The organism is Actinomyces qiguomingii (assembly GCF_004102025.1).
GTDB lineage: Bacteria > Actinomycetota > Actinomycetes > Actinomycetales > Actinomycetaceae > Actinomyces > Actinomyces qiguomingii.
In genome coordinates, this window is the sequence record NZ_CP025228.1 from 2,922,659 (window position 1) to 2,942,230 (window position 19,572).

A 19,572-nucleotide genomic window follows, 5' to 3' on the forward strand; every position below is an offset into this window, starting at 1 on the left:
GAGGAGATGTATGGTGCCGACGGCGATTATGAAGGTGATGCCCCGGCGAAGGAGACCGGTACCCCCAAGGTCCTCGTGCATGACGGGCCAACCCGCACCCACGAGCGAGTCTGGCAGTCCCAGAGTGATGAAGGCCAGGTAGATGCTGGCGAGCAGCAGATACACGGCGAGCCGCTCCGGGAGACGGCGGGCCTATGCGAAGTCCCGGCCGAACACGCCAGCCTCACCGGCCAGCCGTGCAGCCGCCCGCCGATCGACCTTTCCCGGCCCGCGCAGCGGCAGCGCCTCGGCGACGACGACGCGCTTGGGAGCATGGGCGCCGTCCAGTCGCTGTCGCGCCGCGGCCCGCAACCGCTGCCCCCAGGCCGAGCGGTCGCCGATCTGCTCTCCCGTTTCCGGCACGACGACGGCAACCACGGCGCTGCCCCACTCGGCGTCGGGCAGCCCGACCACGCAGGCCTCCTGAACTCCGGGCAGGGCGGTGAGCACCTGCTCGACCTCCCGGGGCACCACCTTGATGCCGCCGGTGATGATCACCTCGTCCGCGCGCCCCAGCACGGTCAGTGTCCGCACGCCGTCCGGGCCGGTGATGAACCGTCCCAGATCGCTGGTCAGCAGTTCGCGGCGGGCTGCCGGGGACGCTGGTCCGCCGGCGCCCTCGCCGCCTCCGCCGGGTCGTATTTCAGCTCTGCAGCCCCGGGACTCGCGGAAGACCGCCGAGCCCGCACGGTCGGCGTCGGCGTACCCCTGCGCCAACACCGGCCCGGACAGGACGATCCTGCCGCGGCCGACCGCATCGGGGTCCTCAATGCACACCTCGACGCCGTCCAACGGCACGCCGTCGTAGACGCAGCCACCGCCGGTTTCACTCATGCCATAGGTGGTCACCACACGCACCCCGGCGGCGCGGGCACGCTCCAGCAGAGCCGGATCGGCCGGGGCGCCGCCCAATAGGACGACGTCGGCGCAGGCGAGGGCGGCGGCCGCCCGTTCCTGCCCCGGGGCCAGCACGCGCACCAATTGAGTGGGCACGAGGGACGCCCGCACCGGCCCGTGTCCGGCTGCCAGCGCGCGCTCCACCCCGTCCGCAAGCGCTCCAGGGTCGAAGCCGCCGCCGGTGTCGACTACCACTGGTTCGCGGCCGGCCAGGACGGAGCGGATGAGCACCTGCAGGCCGGCGACGTGATGCGCGGGCAGGGCGAGCACCCAGACTCCATCACCGCCCAGACGGGCGTGCGTGGCCCGCGCCGAGGCCGTCAGAGCGGACATGCTCATGGCCACCAGGGCCCCGGTGCCGGTGGTGGAGCCGGAGGTGCGCAGCACAATATCGGTCTCCGGGTCTCCGGCAGGTCCGGACGGGTCCAGCCGCCGGGACAGGTCGGACAAGACCGTCGCCTCGTCCTCGTCACCCCCGATGGGGACCAACAGGGGGCGCCTGCCGGCACCGTCCCCGTCCTCAATGCGTCGGCGCACAGCTGCAGTCATGGCGGCGACGTCATCGGGGCGGGTGCCCCCGCGCAGCAGGAACAACGGGCGGGCGAAGCTGGTTGTCGCTGACACATGACCAGGGTGGCACGGAAACGGCCACCAACACATCCACAAGAACAGTTAGGGTAGGTACGTGCGTGTCGTCCTCTACATCATCGTCTTCGCGCTGGCCTTGTATGCCGTGCTTGACTGCGCGCGCACGCCGGCGGAGAACATGCCAGCGCATCTGCCCAAACCCATGTGGATTCTGATCATCCTGGCCATGACGGTTGTGGGGCCGCTCGCCTGGATCATCACCTCCCGGGTGCGTGCCGCCGAGGAGCGCGGCGGACAGATCGAGCGCACCGTGTGGTCATCACAGGAGAGTGCGGGTTTGCATTTGGCTGAGCGCCCTCGCCCGGTGGCTCCCGACGACGATCCCGAGTTCCTGGCCGGCCTGGAGCGTGACATTCGGCGCCGCCGCCGGCAGGAGCAGGATACTTCGGCCGCTGCGGAGCGGGAGGACGATGAGGAGTCGGGCGATGACTCCGATGGCCGCGGTGATGCGGGTGAGCCGGGTATCCCCTCCGACGGCTCCCCAGCGTCGTGACCCGGTCCAGCGCCGCCAGCAGGGGCGGCACACCCGTAAATGACGCGTCTGTGAGCGCTATGTCTTCTGGATTTCCGACCTCGACCGCCCTGAACTGGCATCGTTCCTGCCGCCTGATCGGGCCCGCGCGTTTCCGGATTCCACTCAGCGATGCGGTGCTGACCGTCTTGTTCGCCCTGGTGGTGCTGGCCGACTTCACGCTGATGTCTACCTGGGGACCGCACCCGGCCTATGTGGCTAACACTCTGGTGGCGCTGGTGGTGACCGTGGCCCAGCCACTTCGGCACCGTTCCCCCGTGATCTCGGGCCTGATCGTCTACCTGGCCATGGTGGCTTACGTGGCTCTCCTACGATTCACCCCGGTCAACCTCGGTCTGTCACCGATCATCATGGCGGTGCCGACGGCGTTGCACGCGCTAACTCGCTGGGCACCGGACCGGCGCTGGGGCGTAGTGGCACTGCAGGTGGCGCTTGTTGGCGCGATTATCAACCCGCAGACGGTGTACACGGTCAACCCGCACACCGCCCACATGTTCAACTATCCGCCCTTCGGCTTCGCCCTCGCTTGTGTGCTCGTGGTGACCGCCGTCTACCTGTGGGCGTTACGGAGCCGCGGCGACGCCGAGTTGCTGGACCAGATCGCCACCGAAGCCGCCGTCAGGGCGGTGGCGGCGGAACGCCTGACCATTTCGCGGGAACTACACGATCTGGTCGGTCATGGGCTTACCGCAGTCCAGATGCAGGCAGATGCGGGACTGACGCTGGGCACCCCTGAGGCTTTCCACGACTCACTGACAACGGTGCGCGACGTCGCCGCGGGTGCTCTCGCCTCCACGCGCGAAATGGTCGCCCTGCTGCGCGACTCGACGCCCCAGAGGACAATGCTCCCTATAGCGGACCTGGCCGGTATTCCCGATATGGTCGCGCATGCCCGCAACGCCGGCCTGGAGGTGGAAGCCGATCTGCCCAACGCGGCTGAACTCGCCGCCTGGAACCAGCACTGGACGGCGCTGCAGCGTCTGGCACTGAGCCGCATCGTCTCCGAGGGACTGGCCAACGCCGCCAAGCACGGCACCGGCAGTGTCCGCATCACCGTCTCCCAGCACGACGGTCACTGCGAGGTGCACATCACCAACCCGGTGGCGGACCCGTCCCCCGCCGACTTCTCGTATCGCAGCGGTCTTTCGGGCATGGCCGAGCGGCTGCGTCTAATAGATGGCCGACTGGACGCCCGCCCTTGCAGCGAGACCGGAGACAGCTTTGTGTTGGATGCCGTCTTTCCTGCGGACTTCCCAACCGGCCCCACCCCGGAGGAGGGCAAGTGAGCGCAGGTCGACTGCGCATAGCCGTCGTCGATGACCAGCAGCTGCTAGTCGCAGCCTTCAGCACACTTCTGAACGCCCAGGCGGACATGCATGTGGTTGCTACGGCGCATGATGGGCGGTCGGCGCTTGACGTGCTGCGCCGGGCTCATAAACGTGGCGAGACGGCCGACGTGGTCCTGATGGACATCCGCATGCCGGGTCTTGATGGTATTGCGGCAACACAGCGGATTCTGACCGATCCGGAATTGAGCGGCCAAGGCGTTCGGACCACCCGTGTGCTCATGCTTACCACCTTCCAGGAGGAGGAACTGGTGATGGGGGCACTGCGAGCCGGGGCGGTCGGTTTCCTGGTGAAGGACTCCGGCCCAAATGATCTCATTGCGGCGGTTCGCGCCGTTGCCGCCGGCCAGGCCTGGCTTGATCCGGTCATCACCCCCTATGTGCTCCGCGCCCTTGAGGGAGAGTCGACGGCGAGCACATCCCAACCGAATTTCCCTGTGGGGCTGCTGCCCGGTGAGAAGCTGACCGGCCGCGAGCGCGACGTGCTTGAACTGGTTTGTCGGGGAATGACCAACCCGGAGATAGCGGCGCGCCTGTACATCGCCGAGTCGACCGTGAAGACGCATGTCAAGGCGCTACTGGGCCGCACCGGCTGCCGCAATCGGGTTGAGCTGGTCATTCACGCCCTGCAAACCGGGATGGTTAGCACCGTTCTGTAGACGGCAACCGGCCTCCCCCTTTCGGGGGAGGCCGAACCGGAAGCCGAGCGGCCTCTGGTGTCCCATGTGGGGATCCGCCACCGGGGTGGACGGGCGGACGCTGAGCCCATGAGCACACAATCGTCATCCCCTTCCATCGCACCACCGCTCTCCACCCCCACCTCATCCCACGTACCCGCCGCTGTCATCACCCCACCCGGGCTGGCACTGCGGGGCGTCCACGTCAGCTACGGCAGACTAAAGGTGCTGGCCGGCCTGAGCCTGACCGCCCGTCCGGGCCGCGTATACGGTCTGCTGGGGCTCAATGGTGCCGGCAAGTCCACCACCTTCAACGCCGCGCTGGGGCTACTGCGCCCCACCGCCGGTTCAATCGAGGTGCTGGGCAAGCCCCTGGGCCGCGAGAGCCTGACGCATATGGGGGCCAGCATCAACGGACCCGCCTTCTACCCGCAGCTGTCCGCCCGCCGCAACCTGCGCATCCACTGTCTGCTGACCGGTACCGCCCCGGAGGTGATCGACCCGCTGCTGGAGCAGGTCGGCCTGGGGCAGGCCGGCCGCAAACGGGCGGGCAGTTTCTCCACCGGCATGAAAGTGCGCCTTGCCCTGGCGATGGCACTGCTGGGCGACCCGGAGGTGCTGGTACTGGACGAGCCGCAAAGTGGCCTGGACCCGCAGGGAATCATCTGGCTGCGCGATCTTTTGCGCGAGCTGGCTGCGGGCGGGCGCACCGTCATCGTTTCCAGCCATATGCTCGGGGAGATGGCGCGTACCTGCGATGACATAGGTGTGCTCGCGGGCGGGCGCATGGTCTATGAGGGGCCGCTGGTCGACTTCGCCGCCGCCGGACAGGACCTGGAGGAGGCATTTCTCACTGCCGTCACCGGAGCCGAACGGCACGACGGGCAGGAGGCACGCAAATGACCACCGGTATCAGTACAGCAAGCTCCCAGACTGTCCCCTCCCAGACGGACCGGACGCAGTCCCCGCCTGCCTCCCGACGGCGGCCCCTGCCCGGCATCGGTGCCGTACTGTGCGCAGAGTTAGCTCGTAGTAGGCACACCGCCACCTGGGGCGTTCCGGTGGGAGTACTGGTTTTCGCCCTGCATGCGCTGCTGGTGGCGCATGCCGCCCGCACCGCCGACGGCTGGAATGACGGCGTGCTGCCGTGGCTCAACCCCTACCCCGCCGCCTTCGCCCTGCCCATGGGAGCGCTGACCGGTGCCATGACGGCCTGGCGCGAACGGCGCCACCGGGCCGGCGGGACCGCCTGGCGGGCCAACATCCCGGCACTGACCGTGGCGGCACGCGTGGCCGTGTTGGCCGCCTCGGCCCTGGTTTCGCAGGTCATTGTGCTGGCGCCGATCGTGATTGACGCGCTTGTGCGCGGCGCCGGTTGGGGTCCGTGGTGCCAGTACCTGCTGTTCGCCCTGGTGATGTGGGTGTCGGTCACGGGGGCGAGTGTTTGGGGACTGGCGCTGGGCCAGTGGCTCGGCGGCATCGCCGTCGGACTGGCCCCGGCGCTGGCGCTGGTGTGGTCGGCCGCGGGCGCGCTGCATGCGGAGACGCGGTCCTGGTGGGCCCTGCCGTGGACCTGGGCGATGCGCCCGACCCTGCCGCTGCTGGAGGTGCACGCCAACGGCCTCTCCCTGGAGCCGGGCTCGCCGGTGTGGGACTACCCAGTGGCGCCGGGCGTGCTGGGCAGCGCCGGTCTGTGCCTGCTCGGCGTGGGTGCGGCAATGCTGGGCGTGCACCGGACGACTAGTGCGCCAACGGGCGCGAGACTGCGGTACTTCCCCGCAGCGCGCCGTGACCGCCGAGCACCCGGCCCATCTGACCGAAACCCGCATACCCCTGAGCGCACATCCCAAGTGGTACTGGGTGCCCTGGCCACACCGGGCTCGCGCAGCACCGTCCGTGCGGTCGGCCTTGGCCTGCCCTGGCGGTTGTGGGCGCTGCTTACGGCCGTGCTGCTGGCGCTTCTGGGCCTGACGCAGGCGGGCTACTCCGCCGCTTACGCGATGCCGCTGTTCGCCCTGGCGGGCGCACCTATAGCCGCCTGGGTGGCGGGAGCCACGGCATGGCGCGCCCAGGCCGACGCCTGGCGGGGCCTGGTGCTGCGAGCCCGGCCGGCGACCCTGACTACGGCGGCGCTGACCTGGGCAATGGTGCTGCTGGCCATGGCGCTGATTCCGGCATGGGCCATCGCCTGCCTGGGGGCGCCACTGTTCCCCACCGTGTCTGAACTGAGCGGACTGGGTGCGCCCGTGTACATGTTCATGGTGCTGCCCTTCGTGGCCTTCATGCTGGCGGCGCTCGCTCATGCGCTGGCACAGGTAGCCGGGATGGCGGCGACGGTGATCGTTGGCGTGGGCCTGTTCCTGGTGGGCCTGGTGATCGACGGCAACGAGGCACTGGTGGCGACGCCGCTGTGGCGCCTGGCGCCGTGGGGCTGGATTCAGGCGGCGGGCGCCTACCCGGGGCGCTGGGGGACGATCGCTGCGGCCAGCCTGGCGATCGGCCTGGCCGCCTTCACCGTCAGCGCCACCCGGGGCCGGGCCATCGCCACCCGGCACCACGAGTGACGGCCAGCACGCTCATCGCTTTCTGGGACGCTTCTGATGCGCGTCCTGCTTGCCGCGTTCCTTCCACAGCTCCCAACCGACCTCGGCACAACCAATCAAGGTAAGACCCACCAGGGTTGCGATAACCTCGAAGCGGACGTCCTTCCAGGAACCTCCGACAATGAGCTCACCCAGGCCGAACCACAGTGCGGTCGGCAGCGCGATGGCAGCCGTGCATGCCACCAGGACCAGAATCGCGAGCGCCTTGCGTCCCATCTTCATCTTCAACTCGATCAAGCCGCTTTAATACCGCACTCGACGGCAGCCACGACGAGCATACCCACCGCCCCCGTCAGCCTCACCCTTAATCTGATCAAACAGCGCGTCGAGATCAACGGGAACGAATTCTCCATTGTCGAGATAGATACCTCCAGACTGTTCAATCTGCCGCAGCCCATCAGCGGTGGAGTCGATCGCAGATTGCTCGTCCGATCCTCCCGCAGCACCCTCGGAAGCGTATGCCACGCCTCCTATCGAAGCCGCAGCCGCACCCGTGGCCGCGAACACCATCGCATGCCTTCCGGTCATCATTGAGAACAACCTCTCTCCATCGAGAAGAAACAGTACTTCTGAGACGGTTGACATCCCCCGCGGTGCAACCCGGAAAGTCAACACAGCTCAGCCAAAAAGCCCACAGGGAAGGAGTTGAGGCTGGATGAGCGCGTTGTACAAGAACCGGAAGCACGGCCGCAAATTGCACAAGCGGTAGCAGCCGCTCGGGCCCTTGCCATGCCCACACAGCTTACTGGAGTCAGTCCAGCGCAGGCGGCTGATAGCGAGGCCAGTTGGAGGTGTCCACGGCGTAGCCCCAGGCAGCGGCGTGCACGAACCAGTCCGCCGGCAGCCAGGTGCGCCCCACCAGCTGGGGGTGACCGGGCAGGTACTGGGCCGCCCACATCACCAGGATCAGCTCGGACCACTGGGCGCGCAGCTTCCAGCGCGCCGAGCCCGACGCATTGGCGGCCGCCATCACCACCTCACCCACCTCGGTCAGCTGCACCTCCTGCACGTCGGCGAAGGCGATCGGCATGACGCCCTCGCCGGTGCCCAGATAGATGCCGTGGGTCGAAACCGTCAGTCGGGCGTATGCCAGGTGCCGCCACTTCTCTACGGCGTCGGCCTCGGCGGCACGCTTGCGCCGGGAGTTCAGGTAGGCCTGCCCGCCGAAGAATGCGGCGGTCAGCGCCAGCCCCACCGGACCACCAGCCAGGAAGAAGCCGCGGGAGGGGTTATAGGTGGCGTCGCCACGCCGCCACAGCAACATCTCCGCATCACAGGTGGCCAGCATGACCTCATCGGGGGCGAAGACGGCGCGGATGGGGTCCACCACCGGGGAGACGGGGTTGGGACGGCGTCCGGCCCGCAGGGCGGTGAGCACGCCGGCGGTGTTCCACCACACGAAGTCCTGGCCAGTCCAGGGCCGCTGCGGCGCGGGCCGGGGCGGGGCGGTGGGAACGACTTCGGCACCTAGAGCGGGAACCAGCTCGCCCACGGTCGATCCGGCCGGGGCTGCCGAGCCAACAGTTGCGCTTCGATCAGCAGACGCATGCTGCCCACCGGATACGTTCGGGTCAACGGAACCTCCCGGGTCGGTACCGTCAACAACGTCGTCGGACCGCTCTGGGCCTGACGGTACGGGCATGCCGGTCATGCGTCCTGTGCGGCGCGCTCGGCGCCAGCGGAACCATTGGGCGCTTCAGCTCCACCGGCCCCAACGTTTTCGGCGGCGGCTGAAGTTCCGGGCACCATGTCTGCGGCTCGGCGCAGCAGGTCCCCGGCGGGCTCCCAGTAGGAAAGCCCCACCAGGGTGCGCCCATCAAAGGTGAGCGAGGTCAGTGACGCGAGCGCGCACTGGCGGCGTCGCGGATCATGCACCAGAGATCTGCCCTCCAGGCGCAGGCGCAGCGCCCACACGGGCAACTGGTGTGACACCAAAAGCGCCTCGCGGCCCTCCACCTGGGGGATGGCGGCGCGCACGGCCTGGCTCATGCGGTCCACCAGCTGGGTGTACGGCTCCCCCCAACTGGGGCGCAGCGGATTCAGGTAGTAGCGCCAGTGCTCGGGGCGCGCCAGAATCTTCCGGTCCCGGTTGATGGGCACTCCCTCGAAGTGGTTATCGGCCTCGATCAGCCGCGCATCGCAGCTGGGGGCAAGACCGAAGGCCCGCGCCGTGGGGGCGCCCGACTCGCGCGCCCGCTCCAGCGGGGAGGTGATCACGGCGGCGATGTCGTGGCCGGAGGCCGCCAGTACTTCGGCGACCTGCTCGGCCATCCGGCGGCCGAGTTCGGACAGGTGGTAGCCGGGCAGGCGTCCGTAGAGCACGCCTTCGGGGTTGTGGACCTCGCCATGCCGCATGAGGTGAATGGTGGTACGCGCCATGCCGCGATTGTCGCACGCCTGCTCCCGCTTGACGACGCCGCCCGGCGCCGAGATCACTGTCCCGGATGCCGCTGCGGCGCATCGTGCGTCACCGCCGCACGTCCCGTATGGTGCGTCCATGACGACTCGCAGCGCATGGGGTCTCGGCCTGGCGACCGTGACCGACGACGGCAACACCCTCGACGTCTGGTATCCGCGGCCGGTCCTGGGCCAGGCGCCCGCGGACGGCGACACCGATCTGCTGGCCACGCTCAGTTCCATGGAGCGCCGTGACCCGGCGCGCGGCGTACATACCACGGTGGTACGGACCTCGGCCGACCTTGATGACGCCCCCCAGACGGTGGCCGGCGCGTATCTGCGCCTGCACGTTCTCTCCCACCGGCTAGTGCTGCCTAACACGATCAACTTGGATGGCATCTTCTCCCGCCTGCCCAATGTGGTATGGACCTCGGCGGGCCCCTGCGCAGTGGACGGCTTCGAGTCCACCCGCATCCGCCTGCAGGCCTCACTGGGGCACCCGGTCCAGGTGCTGTCGGTGGACAAGTTCCCGCGCATGACCGACTACGTTCTACCCACGGGAGTACGTATCGGTGACGCCGCGAAGGTGCGGCTGGGCGCCTACCTGTCGGAGGGCACCATCGTCATGCATGGCGGTTTCGTCAACTACAACGCGGGCACCCTCGGCCGTTCAATGGTGGAGGGAAGCATCGCTCAGGGGGTGGTCATCGGCGACGGCTCCGACATCGGCGGCGGCGCCTCCACCATGGGACTGGCCTCCGGCAATGGCCGACGCGTGGCACTGGGCGAGCGCTGCCTGCTGGGCGCCAACTCGGGTCTGGGGATCCCCCTGGGCGACGACTGCGTGGTGGAGGCCGGTCTGTTCGTCACTGCCGGCACACGTGTGTCGTTGATGCCGCAGGGAGGGGTTGTGCCCGGTGCGCACGGGCTGTTCAAGGAGCCGCGGGTGGTTCCCGCCAGCGAGCTGGCGGGCGCATCCAATGTGCTGTTCCGCCGCAACTCCCAGTCCGGGGCGGTCGAGGCCCTCTCCCGGGGAGGCAAGGGAATCGAACTGGCCCCGCAGGCCGCCTCCCGCTAGGGCCGGTCGCGCGGACGGACCCGCACGGGGGCACCTGGAAACGCCCCGCCCCCGCAGTCCATTGAAAGAGACGACCGCGACCACCATGCAAGACAATCGGCGCGTCAGCTTTCATTCTTTGTGACACGCATTACGATAGCTGTGTAGCTGGTCCTGAAGTCGTCTGTCGATGGGAGCTCCGATGTCCACATCCACCCGCTCCCCCTCCCAAACCGGTCCTTCCAGCGGTGAGCGCCTCGCCGGCCCCGCCGACGGCGCACCCCCCACAGCCTCACACGGCGACCTGCCCGCGCCCCGTCCACGGCGCCGCGCCCGCCCGTCCTTCACCGTGCTGAAGACGACCATGGCGATCACCGGCACCATCATGGGAATGTTCGTGCTGGTCCACATGATCGGCAACCTCAAGGCCTTCCAGGGGGCACAGGCCTACAACCACTACGCCGAATGGCTCCGGGAGATCGGTTACCCGCTCGTCCCCCACGAGGGCGTGCTGTGGATTCTGCGACTGGTATTGGGAACCTGCCTGGTCCTGCATGTTGCCGGGGGCATCACCCTGTGGTGGCGGGGCCGGAAGGCCCGCGGCTCCTTCCGCCGGCAGAACATGCATCCACGCACCCTTGGCGCCCGTTCCATGATCTTCACCGGCGGCCTACTGCTCGTCTTCATCTTCGTGCACCTTCTGGACCTGACCATCGGCCGCCTGGTGTCCTCCCAGGGCTTTATGGCCGCCACACATTCCGACGGCCAACTGACGGCCTACGCCTACGAGAACCTGATCGCCAGCCTGTCGCGCCCACCGATGGCGATCTTCTACAGCCTGGTGATGCTGGCCATCGGAGTGCACCTGGCGCAGGGACTGTGGTCGGTGGTCAACGACCTGGGCGGCACAGGCACCCGGCTGCGGCGTTTCTGCCTGGTAGTCGCCATCGCCGTCGCCCTGGCCATTGCTGTGGGCAACGGCATGCTGCCCCTTCTGGTGTTGAGCGGAGTGATCTCATGAGTGCCGTCCCCCCGCCGCCGGTCGACGACCTGTACGACGTCGGCCCCGACCTGGACCCGCGCCTGCCCGACTGCCCGCCTCAGGAGGCATGGACACGTCGGCGCGATGAGTACCGGCTGGTCAACCCGGCCAACCGGAGGCGCCTGACCGTGATCGTAGTGGGCACCGGCCTGGCCGGCAGCGGGGCCGCCGCCACCCTGGGGCGGCTCGGCTACCGGGTGGAGTGCTTCAGCTTGCACGACCTGCCCCGCCGGGCACACTCCGTGGCCGCTCAGGGCGGGATCAACGCCGCCCGGGCGCGCAAGGTCGACGGCGACTCCCTGAACCGCTTCGTCAAGGACTCCGTCAAGGGCGGCGACTACCGCGGTCGCGAGGCCGACGTGGTGCGCCTAGGCACGGAATCGGTACGGGTGATCGACCACATGTACGCCATCGGCGCCCCCTTCGCCCGCGAGTACGGCGGCCAGTTGGCCACCCGCTCCTTCGGCGGCGTGCAGGTCTCCCGCACCTACTACACGCGCGGACAGACCGGTCAGCAGTTGGAGGTCGCCTGTGCTCAGGCGCTGCAGGAGCAGATCGACGCCGGAAGCGTGCACATGCACTCGCGCACCGAGATGCTGGACCTGATCGTCGCCGATGGCCGCGCCCAGGGCATTATCACCCGTGACCTGCTCACCGGTGACATCCGGGCCTGGACGGCGCACGCCGTCGTGCTGGCCACCGGCGGTTACGGCTCCGTCTTCCACTACTCCACCCTGGCGATGGCATCCAACGCCTCGGCCACCTGGCGAGCCCACCGCCGCGGCGCCGCCTTCGCCTCCGCCTGCATGGTGCAGTTTCACCCCACTGCACTGCCGGTCAGTTCGAACTGGCAGTCCAAGACCACGCTGATGAGCGAATCACTGCGCAATGACGGGCGCATCTGGGTCCCCAAGGAGCCTGGGGACGACCGGCCCCCGAACGACATCCCGGAGGATGAGCGCGACTACTATCTGGAGCGCAAGTACCCGGCCTTCGGCAACCTGACCCCGCGCGACGTCGCCTCCCGCAACGCCCGTGAACAGATCGAGTCCGGGCGCGGCGTCGGCCCGCTGCGCAACTCCGTCTATCTGGACTTCCGTGATGCCCTTCAACGCTTGGGCAAGCCGGTGATCGCCGCCCGCTACGGCAACCTGTTCGAAATGTATCTGGACGCCACCGGCGAGGACCCCTACGAGGTGCCCATGCGTATCGCGCCGGGCGCCCACTTCACCATGGGCGGCCTGTGGGTGGACTTCGACCAGATGTCCACCATTCCCGGACTGTTCGTGGGTGGGGAGGCGTCGAACAACTATCACGGAGCCAACCGGCTGGGTGCGAACTCGCTGCTGAGCGCCTCCGTGGACGGCTGGTTCACGCTGCCGCTGTCGGTGCCCAACTACCTGGCCGGGCTGGTGGGCACCGGTGTGCTGGCCGACGACGCCCCGGAGGTGTCCGACACACTCGCTGATTCCCGCAGCCGGGTGGAGGCTCTGCTGGCGGTGGGAGGCACCCACCGGCCCGTCTGGTTCCACCGGCGTCTGGGTGAAATCCTGTACGCCGACTGCGGGGTGAGTCGCTCCGAGGCGGGGCTGCGCCACGGACTGGAGCAGGTGCGGGCGCTGCGTGAGGAGTTTTGGGCGGATGTGAAGATCGTCGGTGGCCCGCAGCGGCTGAACCAGGAGTTGGAGAAGGCACTGCGCGTGGCCGACTTCCTGGAGTTGGCCGAGGTGATGATCCTGGACGCGCTGGACCGGCGTGAATCCGCCGGAGCCCATTTCCGGGAGGAGTACGCCACCGCCGAGGGCGAGGCCAAGCGCGACGACGCCCAGTGGTGCACCGTGTCCGCCTGGCTGACCGACGCCTCCGGTCGGCACACGCGCCGCAGTGAACCTTTGAACTTCTCGCTGGTACCGATGCAGGTGAGGGATTACCGATGAGAGTCGAACTGGAGATATGGCGGCAGGACGGGCCGCGCGCCAACGGCCGCTTCGAGTCCTACGCCGTGGACGACGCCGAGCCGGAGATGAGCCTGCTCGAGCTGCTGGACCACCTCAACGATCAGATAATCGAGGGCGGCGGCGAACCAGTCGTATTCGAGTCCGACTGCCGCGAGGGCGTGTGCGGCATGTGCGGCTTCCTGGTCAACGGCAAGCCGCATGGCCCGCAGGACAACACCCCCGCCTGCCGTCAGCATCTGCGGGCCTTCCCCGGGGTGACGCGCTTCCGCCTGGAGCCGTGGCGCTCGGAGGCCTTCCCGGTCATCCGCGACCTGGTGGTGGACCGCACCGCGCTGGATGAACTGATTCGTGCCGGCGGGACGGTGGACGTTGCTGCCGGCACGGCCCCGGACGCCGACTCCGTCGCACAGCCCTACCTGCAGGCCGAGCAGGCGCTCGACTTCGCCGCCTGCATCGGCTGCGGGGCGTGTGTAGCCGCCTGCCCCAACGGTGCGGCCATGCTGTTCGCCGGAGCGAAGCTGGCGCACCTGTCGCTGATGCCGCAGGGCCGCCATGAGCGCTCCCGGCGGGCGCGGCGCATGGCGCAGACGGTTAACGAGATCTTCGGTCCGTGTTCCTTGTACGGGGAGTGCGTTCCGGCCTGCCCTGCGGGTATACCGCTGACGGCGATAGCCGCCCTGAACCGGGAGGTGCTGCGAGCTGGCCTGCGCGGGCGCAGCCGCGACGACTGACGCGGCTGTGCCCGCGGGGCGCAGCTACGGCCGCAGGCGGCGCCCCGCGCGCCGAGTCGACCGCATAGTCCACACCGAGCCGACGCTGAGCTGGGCCCGCTCGCCTGCGAGCACAACACGGGTCGACTCCGGGTCGGCCGGGTAGATGCGGGCAGACACCGCACGCCAGTCGCTGAAAACCTCCAGGACTGAGCGGTCCAGGAGCACCCTCAGGCGCACCGGATCATCGGCGTCGCCGCTGGTACGCACGGGCATGGTCACCGCCCTGGCCTCGACCCCGGGCTCATGCGAGGCATGCGAAGGATCCACGCGAACCACACAGCTCTGAGCACCCCGCTCCACACGAATCACGGTTCTCTCCCCCCTGCCCGCCACACCCCCGCCATGAACGAGGACGACCTCCGCATATCCGCACATGTCCAGGCTGAGCTCCAGCTCGATGTCCAGCCCGCCGCCGCAAATGGACGAGGCCGGCCGCGCGCCATCAACGGCGCCCGGCGGGATCGACTCGTGCCGCTCCCGCAGCCGGGCGAGCTCCGGCACCGGCTCGACGGCGAGAGCGCCGTCGTGGGCCGACAGCAGCCGTGGCACTGTCATCACACCGCACCAGCCGGCACGGGCCACGCCACGCTCATCACGCGCCTCCGGCATCCAGCCGAACTGGATGCGTCGGCCGGCTTCATCCAGGTAGCTCTGGGGGGCGTAGCAGAAGCGCCCGCCCCAGTCGACGCGCTGCAGGCGGGCAGGGTGGAAGCGACCCTCGCTGTAATCGCCGACGAATGCCAGAGTCTCCTGGGGATGCCCCTGGTGCCATGCGGAGAAGATCAGGGCGTGGCGCGCCGAGCCGCCGGCCCCGTCGGCTCGGCCGTCAGGGCCAGACGGCGGCAGGGCGATGAGATCGGGGCACTCCCACATCGTGGCAGTCCAGGGATCCTCCGGGGCCGCCCGCCAGTCCGAGCCGACGAGAATCGGCCCGCAATAAGTCCAGTTGCGCAGGTCCGAAGAGGTATACCGCACTACCGCGCCCCCACGGTCCGTGGTTCCCGCCCCCATCAGCTGCGTCCAAGACCCGTCTGGCTCCTGCCAGACACAGTGATCACGGAAGTCAGTGACCGGCAGCTCACCGGGAGGGTCGGCAATCACCGGATTACGCGGGTCCTTCTCCCACTCGACGAGCAGCGGATCCGCGGCATCGGCAGCAACCGCAAGAGCCGCCGTCTGGCGACCCCCGCGGTTGGCGGAGTACACGATCGTGGGATGGCCGTCGTCGACCACCGCAACCCCTGACCAGCACCCGTCTTCATCCGGGCCCTCGCCTGTGCGGGCAGGGGAAAGAGCGATGGGTAGGTCCATCCAGCTCAGTAGGTCTCGTGAGACCGCGTGCCCCCAGTGGATCCGGTGGTGCGCCGGCCCCAGCGGGTTGTACTGGTAGAACAGGTGGTGCAGCCCATCGCGCTGGAGCAGACCGTTCGGATCGTTCATCCAACCTGCGGGCGGTGTGAAATGGAAACGTGGCAGGAGCGGATCGGCCTCCGCGCGCATCACGAGTTCCTCCTGGACCCCTCTGCCATCCGCAGGCGCAGGCTCGGGGCATACGGTGCTCACGGTGCTACGGCCTCCTCAGTTGCTTGCACTCCACTGCCCATCTCGGTGGTCAGTGCGGTGCCTGCGGCACCTCTGGGAGCGTACCGGTGGCAGCGCACCCAGTGGTCTGCGCCGACGCGGTGGCGCACCGGCTCCGTTTCCGAGCAGGGCTCGGCATCACCTGCGTGCGGGCAGGATGTGGGGTGAAGCACCTGGCGGCGCAGTGCCTGCCGCTCGTCCTTCGTCAGGACGAGCCGCCGGGAAGGGTCCGGAACCGCAGACAGCAGCAGCCGCGTATAGGGGTGGTCCGGGTCAGCCATTATGTCTACCGATGGCCCCGATTCCACAAGCTCTCCGCCGAACAGCACCGCCGTAGTGTCTGCGACGTACCTGGCACTTGCAAGATCGTGGGTGATGTAAAGCATCGAGAGCCCCCGCTCGTCGCGGAGCTTGAGCATGAGGTTGAGAATACCGATGCGTACCGACACGTCGAGCATGGATGTCGGCTCATCGGCAAGCAGAATCTCCGGTTCACAGGCCAGCGCCCGCGCAATTGCGACACGCTGCCGCTGACCGCCCGAAAGCTGGTGCGGGAAGGAGTCGAGCATGCTCGTCTCTAGCCCAACGGTCTCCATCAGCTCCTCGGCGGCCCGCTCACGCTCCGCACCCCGCCTTCCGGGTTGGTGCAGAGCGAGCGAACGGCGCAGTACGTGGCCGATCGTGTGCACCGGATTGAGTGACCCGAAGGGATCCTGGAACACCATCTGTACGCGACCGCGGTAGGACCGCGAGACCCGGCGCGGTTCTTCGGCGAGGATGTCGCGTCCGTCAACCAGGAACCGTCCCGAGGTGGGCTTGTCGAGTCGCGAGACGATTCTGGCGATCGTGGACTTGCCCGATCCGGACTCGCCCACCAGTGCGAGGATCTCCCCCTTGTGGAGGGTTAGGTCGACGCCGGACAGGGCGTGGACGACTTTCCGCGTAAACAGGCCGCCCTGACTGAAGTCCTTATGCAGGTCTTCAATCTTCAGCACGGGGTCCCCCAGGGGCGGGGTTACGATCAGCTGCTCACTCATGGCAATTCCTTGTCGGCATAGTCGGTCTGCGAGGGCTTGCCGTAACTGCGCGCGCACGCAGGCAGCGGCTGCTCACCCCGTACGGGGGAAACCCAGCGTCCGGGCGCAACCTCAACGAGGTCCGCGATGGAACGGGCCCAGGGGCGGTCCGCGCCGTCGCGGGAGTCAGACAGGCCCGTGCGGCGCAACCGCGGCCCACTGATCGGGGGGAATGCCCCCATCAATGCGCGCGTGTAGGGGTGAAAGGGGTCGGAGAAGATCTCCTTAGACGGTCCCATCTCCACCAGGCGCCCGCCATACATGACACCCATGCGGTCGGAGATATCAACCATCAAGGAGATGTCGTGGGTGATGAACAAGATGGAGAAGCCCAAACGCTCCTTGAGCTCGGTCACCTGCTCCATGATTTCCTGCTGAACCACCACGTCGAGCGCGGTGGTCGGCTCGTCCATAATGAGCAGCGAGGGGTTGAGTGCCAGACCTATGGCGATGACCGCGCGCTGCCGCATACCGCCGGAGAGCTGGTGCGGGTAGCTTTTTAGCCGATCGGCGGGTATACCCACTACTCCCAGCAATTCTGCGGCGCGCTCGCGCGCCTCCCGCTTGGAGACCCGCTCATGGGTGGTAAGGACATCAATGATCTGGTCCCCCACCGTCATCACCGGGTTGAGCGCGTTCATCGCGGATTGGAAGACCATCGCCACTTCTCGCCACCGGAATTGGCGCAGCTCCTCCGCGGACATGCCTAGCACGTCACGACCGTCGAAGGTGATCGATCCGTGGGTGATCTCGGCTGGGGGCTTGAGCAGCCGCATGATCGCATTGGCCGTGGTGGACTTTCCGCAGCCGGACTCGCCGGCAAGCCCAAGGACCTCTCCCCTGCCGATTGTGAAGGTCACACGGTCCGCACCGATCACGGAACGGGCGTCACCGCTGTACTCCACACGGAGACCGTCAACCACCAATAGTGGCTTGTCATCCTCGCGCCGACGGCCGGTACCTCCCAGGCCCACCGAAGCGCTCGTTGTTTCACCCATGTCAGACCTCCACCACAGTCGCGCCCTCACGCAGTGCCTTGCGGGCGCGCTTCGAGGGCTTGCGCAGACGCGGGTTGGTGACCTCATCCACGCCGAAGTTGATCATTGCCAGCGCGAACGCCACCAGGGCGATGCACAGACCCGACGGCAGGAAGGTCCACCAGCGACCGGTCATGAGCGCGCCGTCGTTCGATGCCCAGTACAGGTTGGTCCCCCAGGAGACCACCGAGGAGTCGCCCAGGCCGAGGAACTCCAGGCCAGCCTGGCTGCCGATGGCCGCATTGACGCAGCCGAGGATCGTGGACATCACTATCGAAGCCATGTTCGGCAGAATCTCTCCGAACATGATCCGCAGCGGACGCTCACCCGTAACGAGGGCGGCCGCAACGAAGTCCTTCCCCCGCACCGACAGCGCCTGGCTGCGCATCACCCGGGCGGCGCCCGCCCAGCCGGTTACCACCAGGACGATAATGATCGTCCCCTGACCCGGAGGCATGAAGCCCGCGAGCACCACCAGCAGCGGGAGCCCAGGAAGCAGCAAGAACACATTGGTTACAACGGCGAGTATGCCGTCGACCGCACGACCGAAGTAGGCCGACGCCAATCCGATGAGCAGGGCCACGAAGGTCGCGATGACGCCGACGCTGAGCCCGACCGCCAGCGAGGAGCGCGCTCCCCACAGCGTCATGGCGAACACATCCTGTCCCTTCGGAGTAACACCCAACCAGTGTTCAGCGCTGGGAGGCGCAGCCATAGAGGAGGTGATCCGGGCCGGGTCGCCGGGGCTGATGACGGGCGCCAGCAGGGCCAGGACGATGAACAGCAGCAGAACCGCGATCCCGAAGAGAGCCTTGCGAGAGTTCAGGAGACTGCGCAGAATCCCGGTTGAGCGACGGATCCGCGCAGATGGCATGGCTACCAGTGGGTTTCCCATGACTGGCTCCTTTCAGGCGGTCCGCACGCGCGGGTCGAGGCGGACGTAGACGATGTCGACCAGGAAGTTCGCGGCGAGCACCGCGGCCGTGATCGTAAAGAAGATCCCCTGCATAAGCGGGTAGTCGAGCGCATTGACAGCACTGAGCAGCTGGTAGCCGACACCCGGGTAGGCGAAGACAACCTCGGTGAGCATCGAGCCGCCGACGATGAACCCCAGGGACATGCCGAAGCTGGTCACCGAAGGAAGCATCGCGTTACGTGCCGCGTACCGCAGCATTATGCGGGAGCGCTTGAGCCCCTTGGCCTCGGCCATCACGATATAGTCCTCAGAGTTGGTTGAAATCATCGTGTTGCGCATCCCCAGCGCCCAGCCGCCCAGCGACACCAGCACAATGGTGGACGCTGGCAGCACCAGGTGGTAGGCGACATCAGCGAGGAAGGCGGGGCTTGCCCAGTCCGCCACAATGCCGGCGGTGAATGCGTGCCGCAGCGGGAACCAACCCAGGCCGGTGCCGAAGACGTACAGGCCCGCCATGGCCAGCCAGAAGTAGGGGAATGACCCCAGGAACACCAGCAGCGGGGGGAAAACGGAGTCGATGAAGCCACCGCGGTACCAGGCGGCGATTATCCCGAGGAGATTTCCTAGCAGCACAGCGATCAGGAGGGCGACGGCGCCCAAGAGGATAGTCCACCCGATCTGACTGCCGATCACCTCCGACACCGGACTGGGGAAGCGGGAAATGGATACTCCCATGTCGCCTGTCAGCATCGACTTGATGTACGAGATGTACTGCTGCCACATCGGGCGGTTGTCAAGACCGAACAGCTGCTGTAGCTGTAGGGCCTGCTCCTCGGTGAGTTTCGCACCGCCCTTGGCGAACATGCGTGATACCGGGTCACCCGGCATCAATCGGGGCAGTAGGAAGTTCAGGGTGATCGAGGCCCAGAATGCGAGCAGATAGAATCCCAGCCGTTTTAGGACGTAGGACATGCGTCATTCTCCTTGCGCCGT

At 67.7% G+C, this 19,572-nt stretch carries 18 protein-coding genes; 9 read left to right on the plus strand and 9 right to left on the minus strand.

Annotated elements, in window-relative coordinates:
- Positions 1-192 precede the first annotated feature (192 nt).
- Positions 193-1,560, minus strand: coding sequence for an AMP-binding protein (locus CWT10_RS12320; RefSeq protein ID WP_332881189.1), 1,368 nt, complete (start codon positions 1,558-1,560; stop codon positions 193-195).
- A gap of 61 nt (positions 1,561-1,621) precedes the next feature.
- Here CWT10_RS12320 and CWT10_RS12325 point away from each other — a divergent pair, with 61 nt between their 5' ends.
- The 5 genes from CWT10_RS12325 to CWT10_RS12345 all read left to right on the plus strand — a co-directional run bounded on the left by CWT10_RS12325 (position 1,622) and on the right by CWT10_RS12345 (position 6,703).
- Positions 1,622-2,077 carry a PLD nuclease N-terminal domain-containing protein gene (locus CWT10_RS12325; RefSeq protein WP_103063193.1) on the plus strand — a complete coding sequence of 152 codons (456 nt, stop codon included), beginning with the start codon at positions 1,622-1,624 and terminating at the stop codon, positions 2,075-2,077.
- 59 nt (positions 2,078-2,136) lie between these two features.
- Entirely contained in the window at positions 2,137-3,402 is a 1,266-nt protein-coding gene (locus tag CWT10_RS12330) for a sensor histidine kinase (RefSeq protein WP_103063194.1), read from the plus strand.
- Entirely contained in the window at positions 3,399-4,121 is a 723-nt protein-coding gene (locus tag CWT10_RS12335; RefSeq protein WP_103063195.1) for a response regulator, read from the plus strand. The genes CWT10_RS12330 and CWT10_RS12335 overlap by 4 nt, the downstream gene beginning before the upstream one ends.
- A gap of 108 nt (positions 4,122-4,229) precedes the next feature.
- Positions 4,230-5,042 carry an ABC transporter ATP-binding protein gene (locus tag CWT10_RS12340; RefSeq protein ID WP_103063196.1) on the plus strand — a complete coding sequence of 271 codons (813 nt, stop codon included), beginning with the start codon at positions 4,230-4,232 and terminating at the stop codon, positions 5,040-5,042.
- A complete protein-coding gene (locus CWT10_RS12345) occupies positions 5,039-6,703 on the plus strand; it encodes an ABC-2 family transporter permease (protein ID WP_103063197.1) in 1,665 nt (554 codons plus the stop codon). The genes CWT10_RS12340 and CWT10_RS12345 overlap by 4 nt, the downstream gene beginning before the upstream one ends.
- A 12-nt stretch (positions 6,704-6,715) precedes the next feature.
- Here CWT10_RS12345 and CWT10_RS12350 read toward each other — a convergent pair whose 3' ends face one another.
- The 3 genes from CWT10_RS12350 to CWT10_RS12360 all read right to left on the minus strand — a co-directional run bounded on the left by CWT10_RS12350 (position 6,716) and on the right by CWT10_RS12360 (position 9,121).
- Positions 6,716-6,979, minus strand: a complete 264-nt coding sequence (locus tag CWT10_RS12350; RefSeq protein WP_128683476.1) for a hypothetical protein — start codon at positions 6,977-6,979, stop codon at positions 6,716-6,718.
- A gap of 514 nt (positions 6,980-7,493) precedes the next feature.
- Entirely contained in the window at positions 7,494-8,141 is a 648-nt protein-coding gene (locus tag CWT10_RS12355; protein ID WP_103063297.1) for a hypothetical protein, read from the minus strand.
- A gap of 248 nt (positions 8,142-8,389) precedes the next feature.
- On the minus strand, positions 8,390-9,121 hold the full coding sequence (locus CWT10_RS12360; RefSeq protein ID WP_103063298.1) for a histidine phosphatase family protein: 732 nt from the start codon (positions 9,119-9,121) through the stop codon (positions 8,390-8,392).
- A gap of 118 nt (positions 9,122-9,239) precedes the next feature.
- On the opposite strand from CWT10_RS12360, the gene dapD reads away from it, so the two are divergent.
- From dapD to CWT10_RS12380, 4 genes are all read left to right on the plus strand, one after another.
- On the plus strand, positions 9,240-10,217 hold the full coding sequence (gene dapD, locus CWT10_RS12365) for a 2,3,4,5-tetrahydropyridine-2,6-dicarboxylate N-succinyltransferase (protein ID WP_103063199.1): 978 nt from the start codon (positions 9,240-9,242) through the stop codon (positions 10,215-10,217).
- A 181-nt stretch (positions 10,218-10,398) separates the two neighbouring features.
- Positions 10,399-11,217, plus strand: coding sequence for a succinate dehydrogenase cytochrome b subunit (locus CWT10_RS12370; protein WP_199176343.1), 819 nt, complete (start codon positions 10,399-10,401; stop codon positions 11,215-11,217).
- Positions 11,214-13,175, plus strand: coding sequence for a fumarate reductase/succinate dehydrogenase flavoprotein subunit (locus CWT10_RS12375; protein ID WP_103063201.1), 1,962 nt, complete (start codon positions 11,214-11,216; stop codon positions 13,173-13,175). Before CWT10_RS12370 ends, CWT10_RS12375 begins: the two co-directional genes overlap by 4 nt.
- Positions 13,172-13,927: a succinate dehydrogenase/fumarate reductase iron-sulfur subunit gene (locus tag CWT10_RS12380; protein ID WP_103063202.1), complete on the plus strand. Its 756-nt coding sequence runs from the start codon at positions 13,172-13,174 to the stop codon at positions 13,925-13,927. The genes CWT10_RS12375 and CWT10_RS12380 overlap by 4 nt, the downstream gene beginning before the upstream one ends.
- A 24-nt stretch (positions 13,928-13,951) precedes the next feature.
- Here CWT10_RS12380 and CWT10_RS12385 read toward each other — a convergent pair whose 3' ends face one another.
- Genes CWT10_RS12385 through CWT10_RS12405 form a run of 5 tightly spaced genes read right to left on the minus strand, consistent with a single transcriptional unit; the run spans position 13,952 to position 19,551 of the window.
- A complete protein-coding gene (locus tag CWT10_RS12385) occupies positions 13,952-15,532 on the minus strand; it encodes a glycoside hydrolase family 32 protein (RefSeq protein ID WP_128683478.1) in 1,581 nt (526 codons plus the stop codon).
- Positions 15,529-16,587: an ABC transporter ATP-binding protein gene (locus CWT10_RS12390; protein ID WP_103063204.1), complete on the minus strand. Its 1,059-nt coding sequence runs from the start codon at positions 16,585-16,587 to the stop codon at positions 15,529-15,531. The genes CWT10_RS12385 and CWT10_RS12390 overlap by 4 nt, the downstream gene beginning before the upstream one ends.
- Positions 16,584-17,624 (minus strand): ABC transporter ATP-binding protein, encoded by a 1,041-nt coding sequence (locus tag CWT10_RS12395; RefSeq protein WP_103063205.1) that lies wholly within the window; start codon positions 17,622-17,624, stop codon positions 16,584-16,586. Before CWT10_RS12395 ends, CWT10_RS12390 begins: the two co-directional genes overlap by 4 nt.
- 1 nt (position 17,625) lies before the next feature.
- Positions 17,626-18,558: an ABC transporter permease gene (locus CWT10_RS12400; RefSeq protein ID WP_103063206.1), complete on the minus strand. Its 933-nt coding sequence runs from the start codon at positions 18,556-18,558 to the stop codon at positions 17,626-17,628.
- 12 nt (positions 18,559-18,570) lie between these two features.
- Positions 18,571-19,551 (minus strand): ABC transporter permease, encoded by a 981-nt coding sequence (locus CWT10_RS12405; RefSeq protein WP_103063207.1) that lies wholly within the window; start codon positions 19,549-19,551, stop codon positions 18,571-18,573.
- Between the last annotated feature and the right edge of the window lie 21 nt (positions 19,552-19,572).

Coding starts and splice junctions, on each gene's coding strand:
- CWT10_RS12330 (WP_103063194.1), top strand. CDS start 2,137: ATGTCTTCTGGATTTCCGACCTCGACCGCCCTGAACTGGCATCGTTCC.
- CWT10_RS12340 (WP_103063196.1), top strand. CDS start 4,230: ATGAGCACACAATCGTCATCCCCTTCCATCGCACCACCGCTCTCCACC.
- CWT10_RS12345 (WP_103063197.1), top strand. CDS start 5,039: ATGACCACCGGTATCAGTACAGCAAGCTCCCAGACTGTCCCCTCCCAG.
- CWT10_RS12360 (WP_103063298.1), bottom strand. CDS start 9,121: ATGGCGCGTACCACCATTCACCTCATGCGGCATGGCGAGGTCCACAAC.
- dapD (WP_103063199.1), top strand. CDS start 9,240: ATGACGACTCGCAGCGCATGGGGTCTCGGCCTGGCGACCGTGACCGAC.
- CWT10_RS12370 (WP_199176343.1), top strand. CDS start 10,399: ATGTCCACATCCACCCGCTCCCCCTCCCAAACCGGTCCTTCCAGCGGT.
- CWT10_RS12375 (WP_103063201.1), top strand. CDS start 11,214: ATGAGTGCCGTCCCCCCGCCGCCGGTCGACGACCTGTACGACGTCGGC.
- CWT10_RS12380 (WP_103063202.1), top strand. CDS start 13,172: ATGAGAGTCGAACTGGAGATATGGCGGCAGGACGGGCCGCGCGCCAAC.
- CWT10_RS12390 (WP_103063204.1), bottom strand. CDS start 16,587: ATGAGTGAGCAGCTGATCGTAACCCCGCCCCTGGGGGACCCCGTGCTG.
- CWT10_RS12395 (WP_103063205.1), bottom strand. CDS start 17,624: ATGGGTGAAACAACGAGCGCTTCGGTGGGCCTGGGAGGTACCGGCCGT.
- CWT10_RS12400 (WP_103063206.1), bottom strand. CDS start 18,558: ATGGGAAACCCACTGGTAGCCATGCCATCTGCGCGGATCCGTCGCTCA.
- CWT10_RS12405 (WP_103063207.1), bottom strand. CDS start 19,551: ATGTCCTACGTCCTAAAACGGCTGGGATTCTATCTGCTCGCATTCTGG.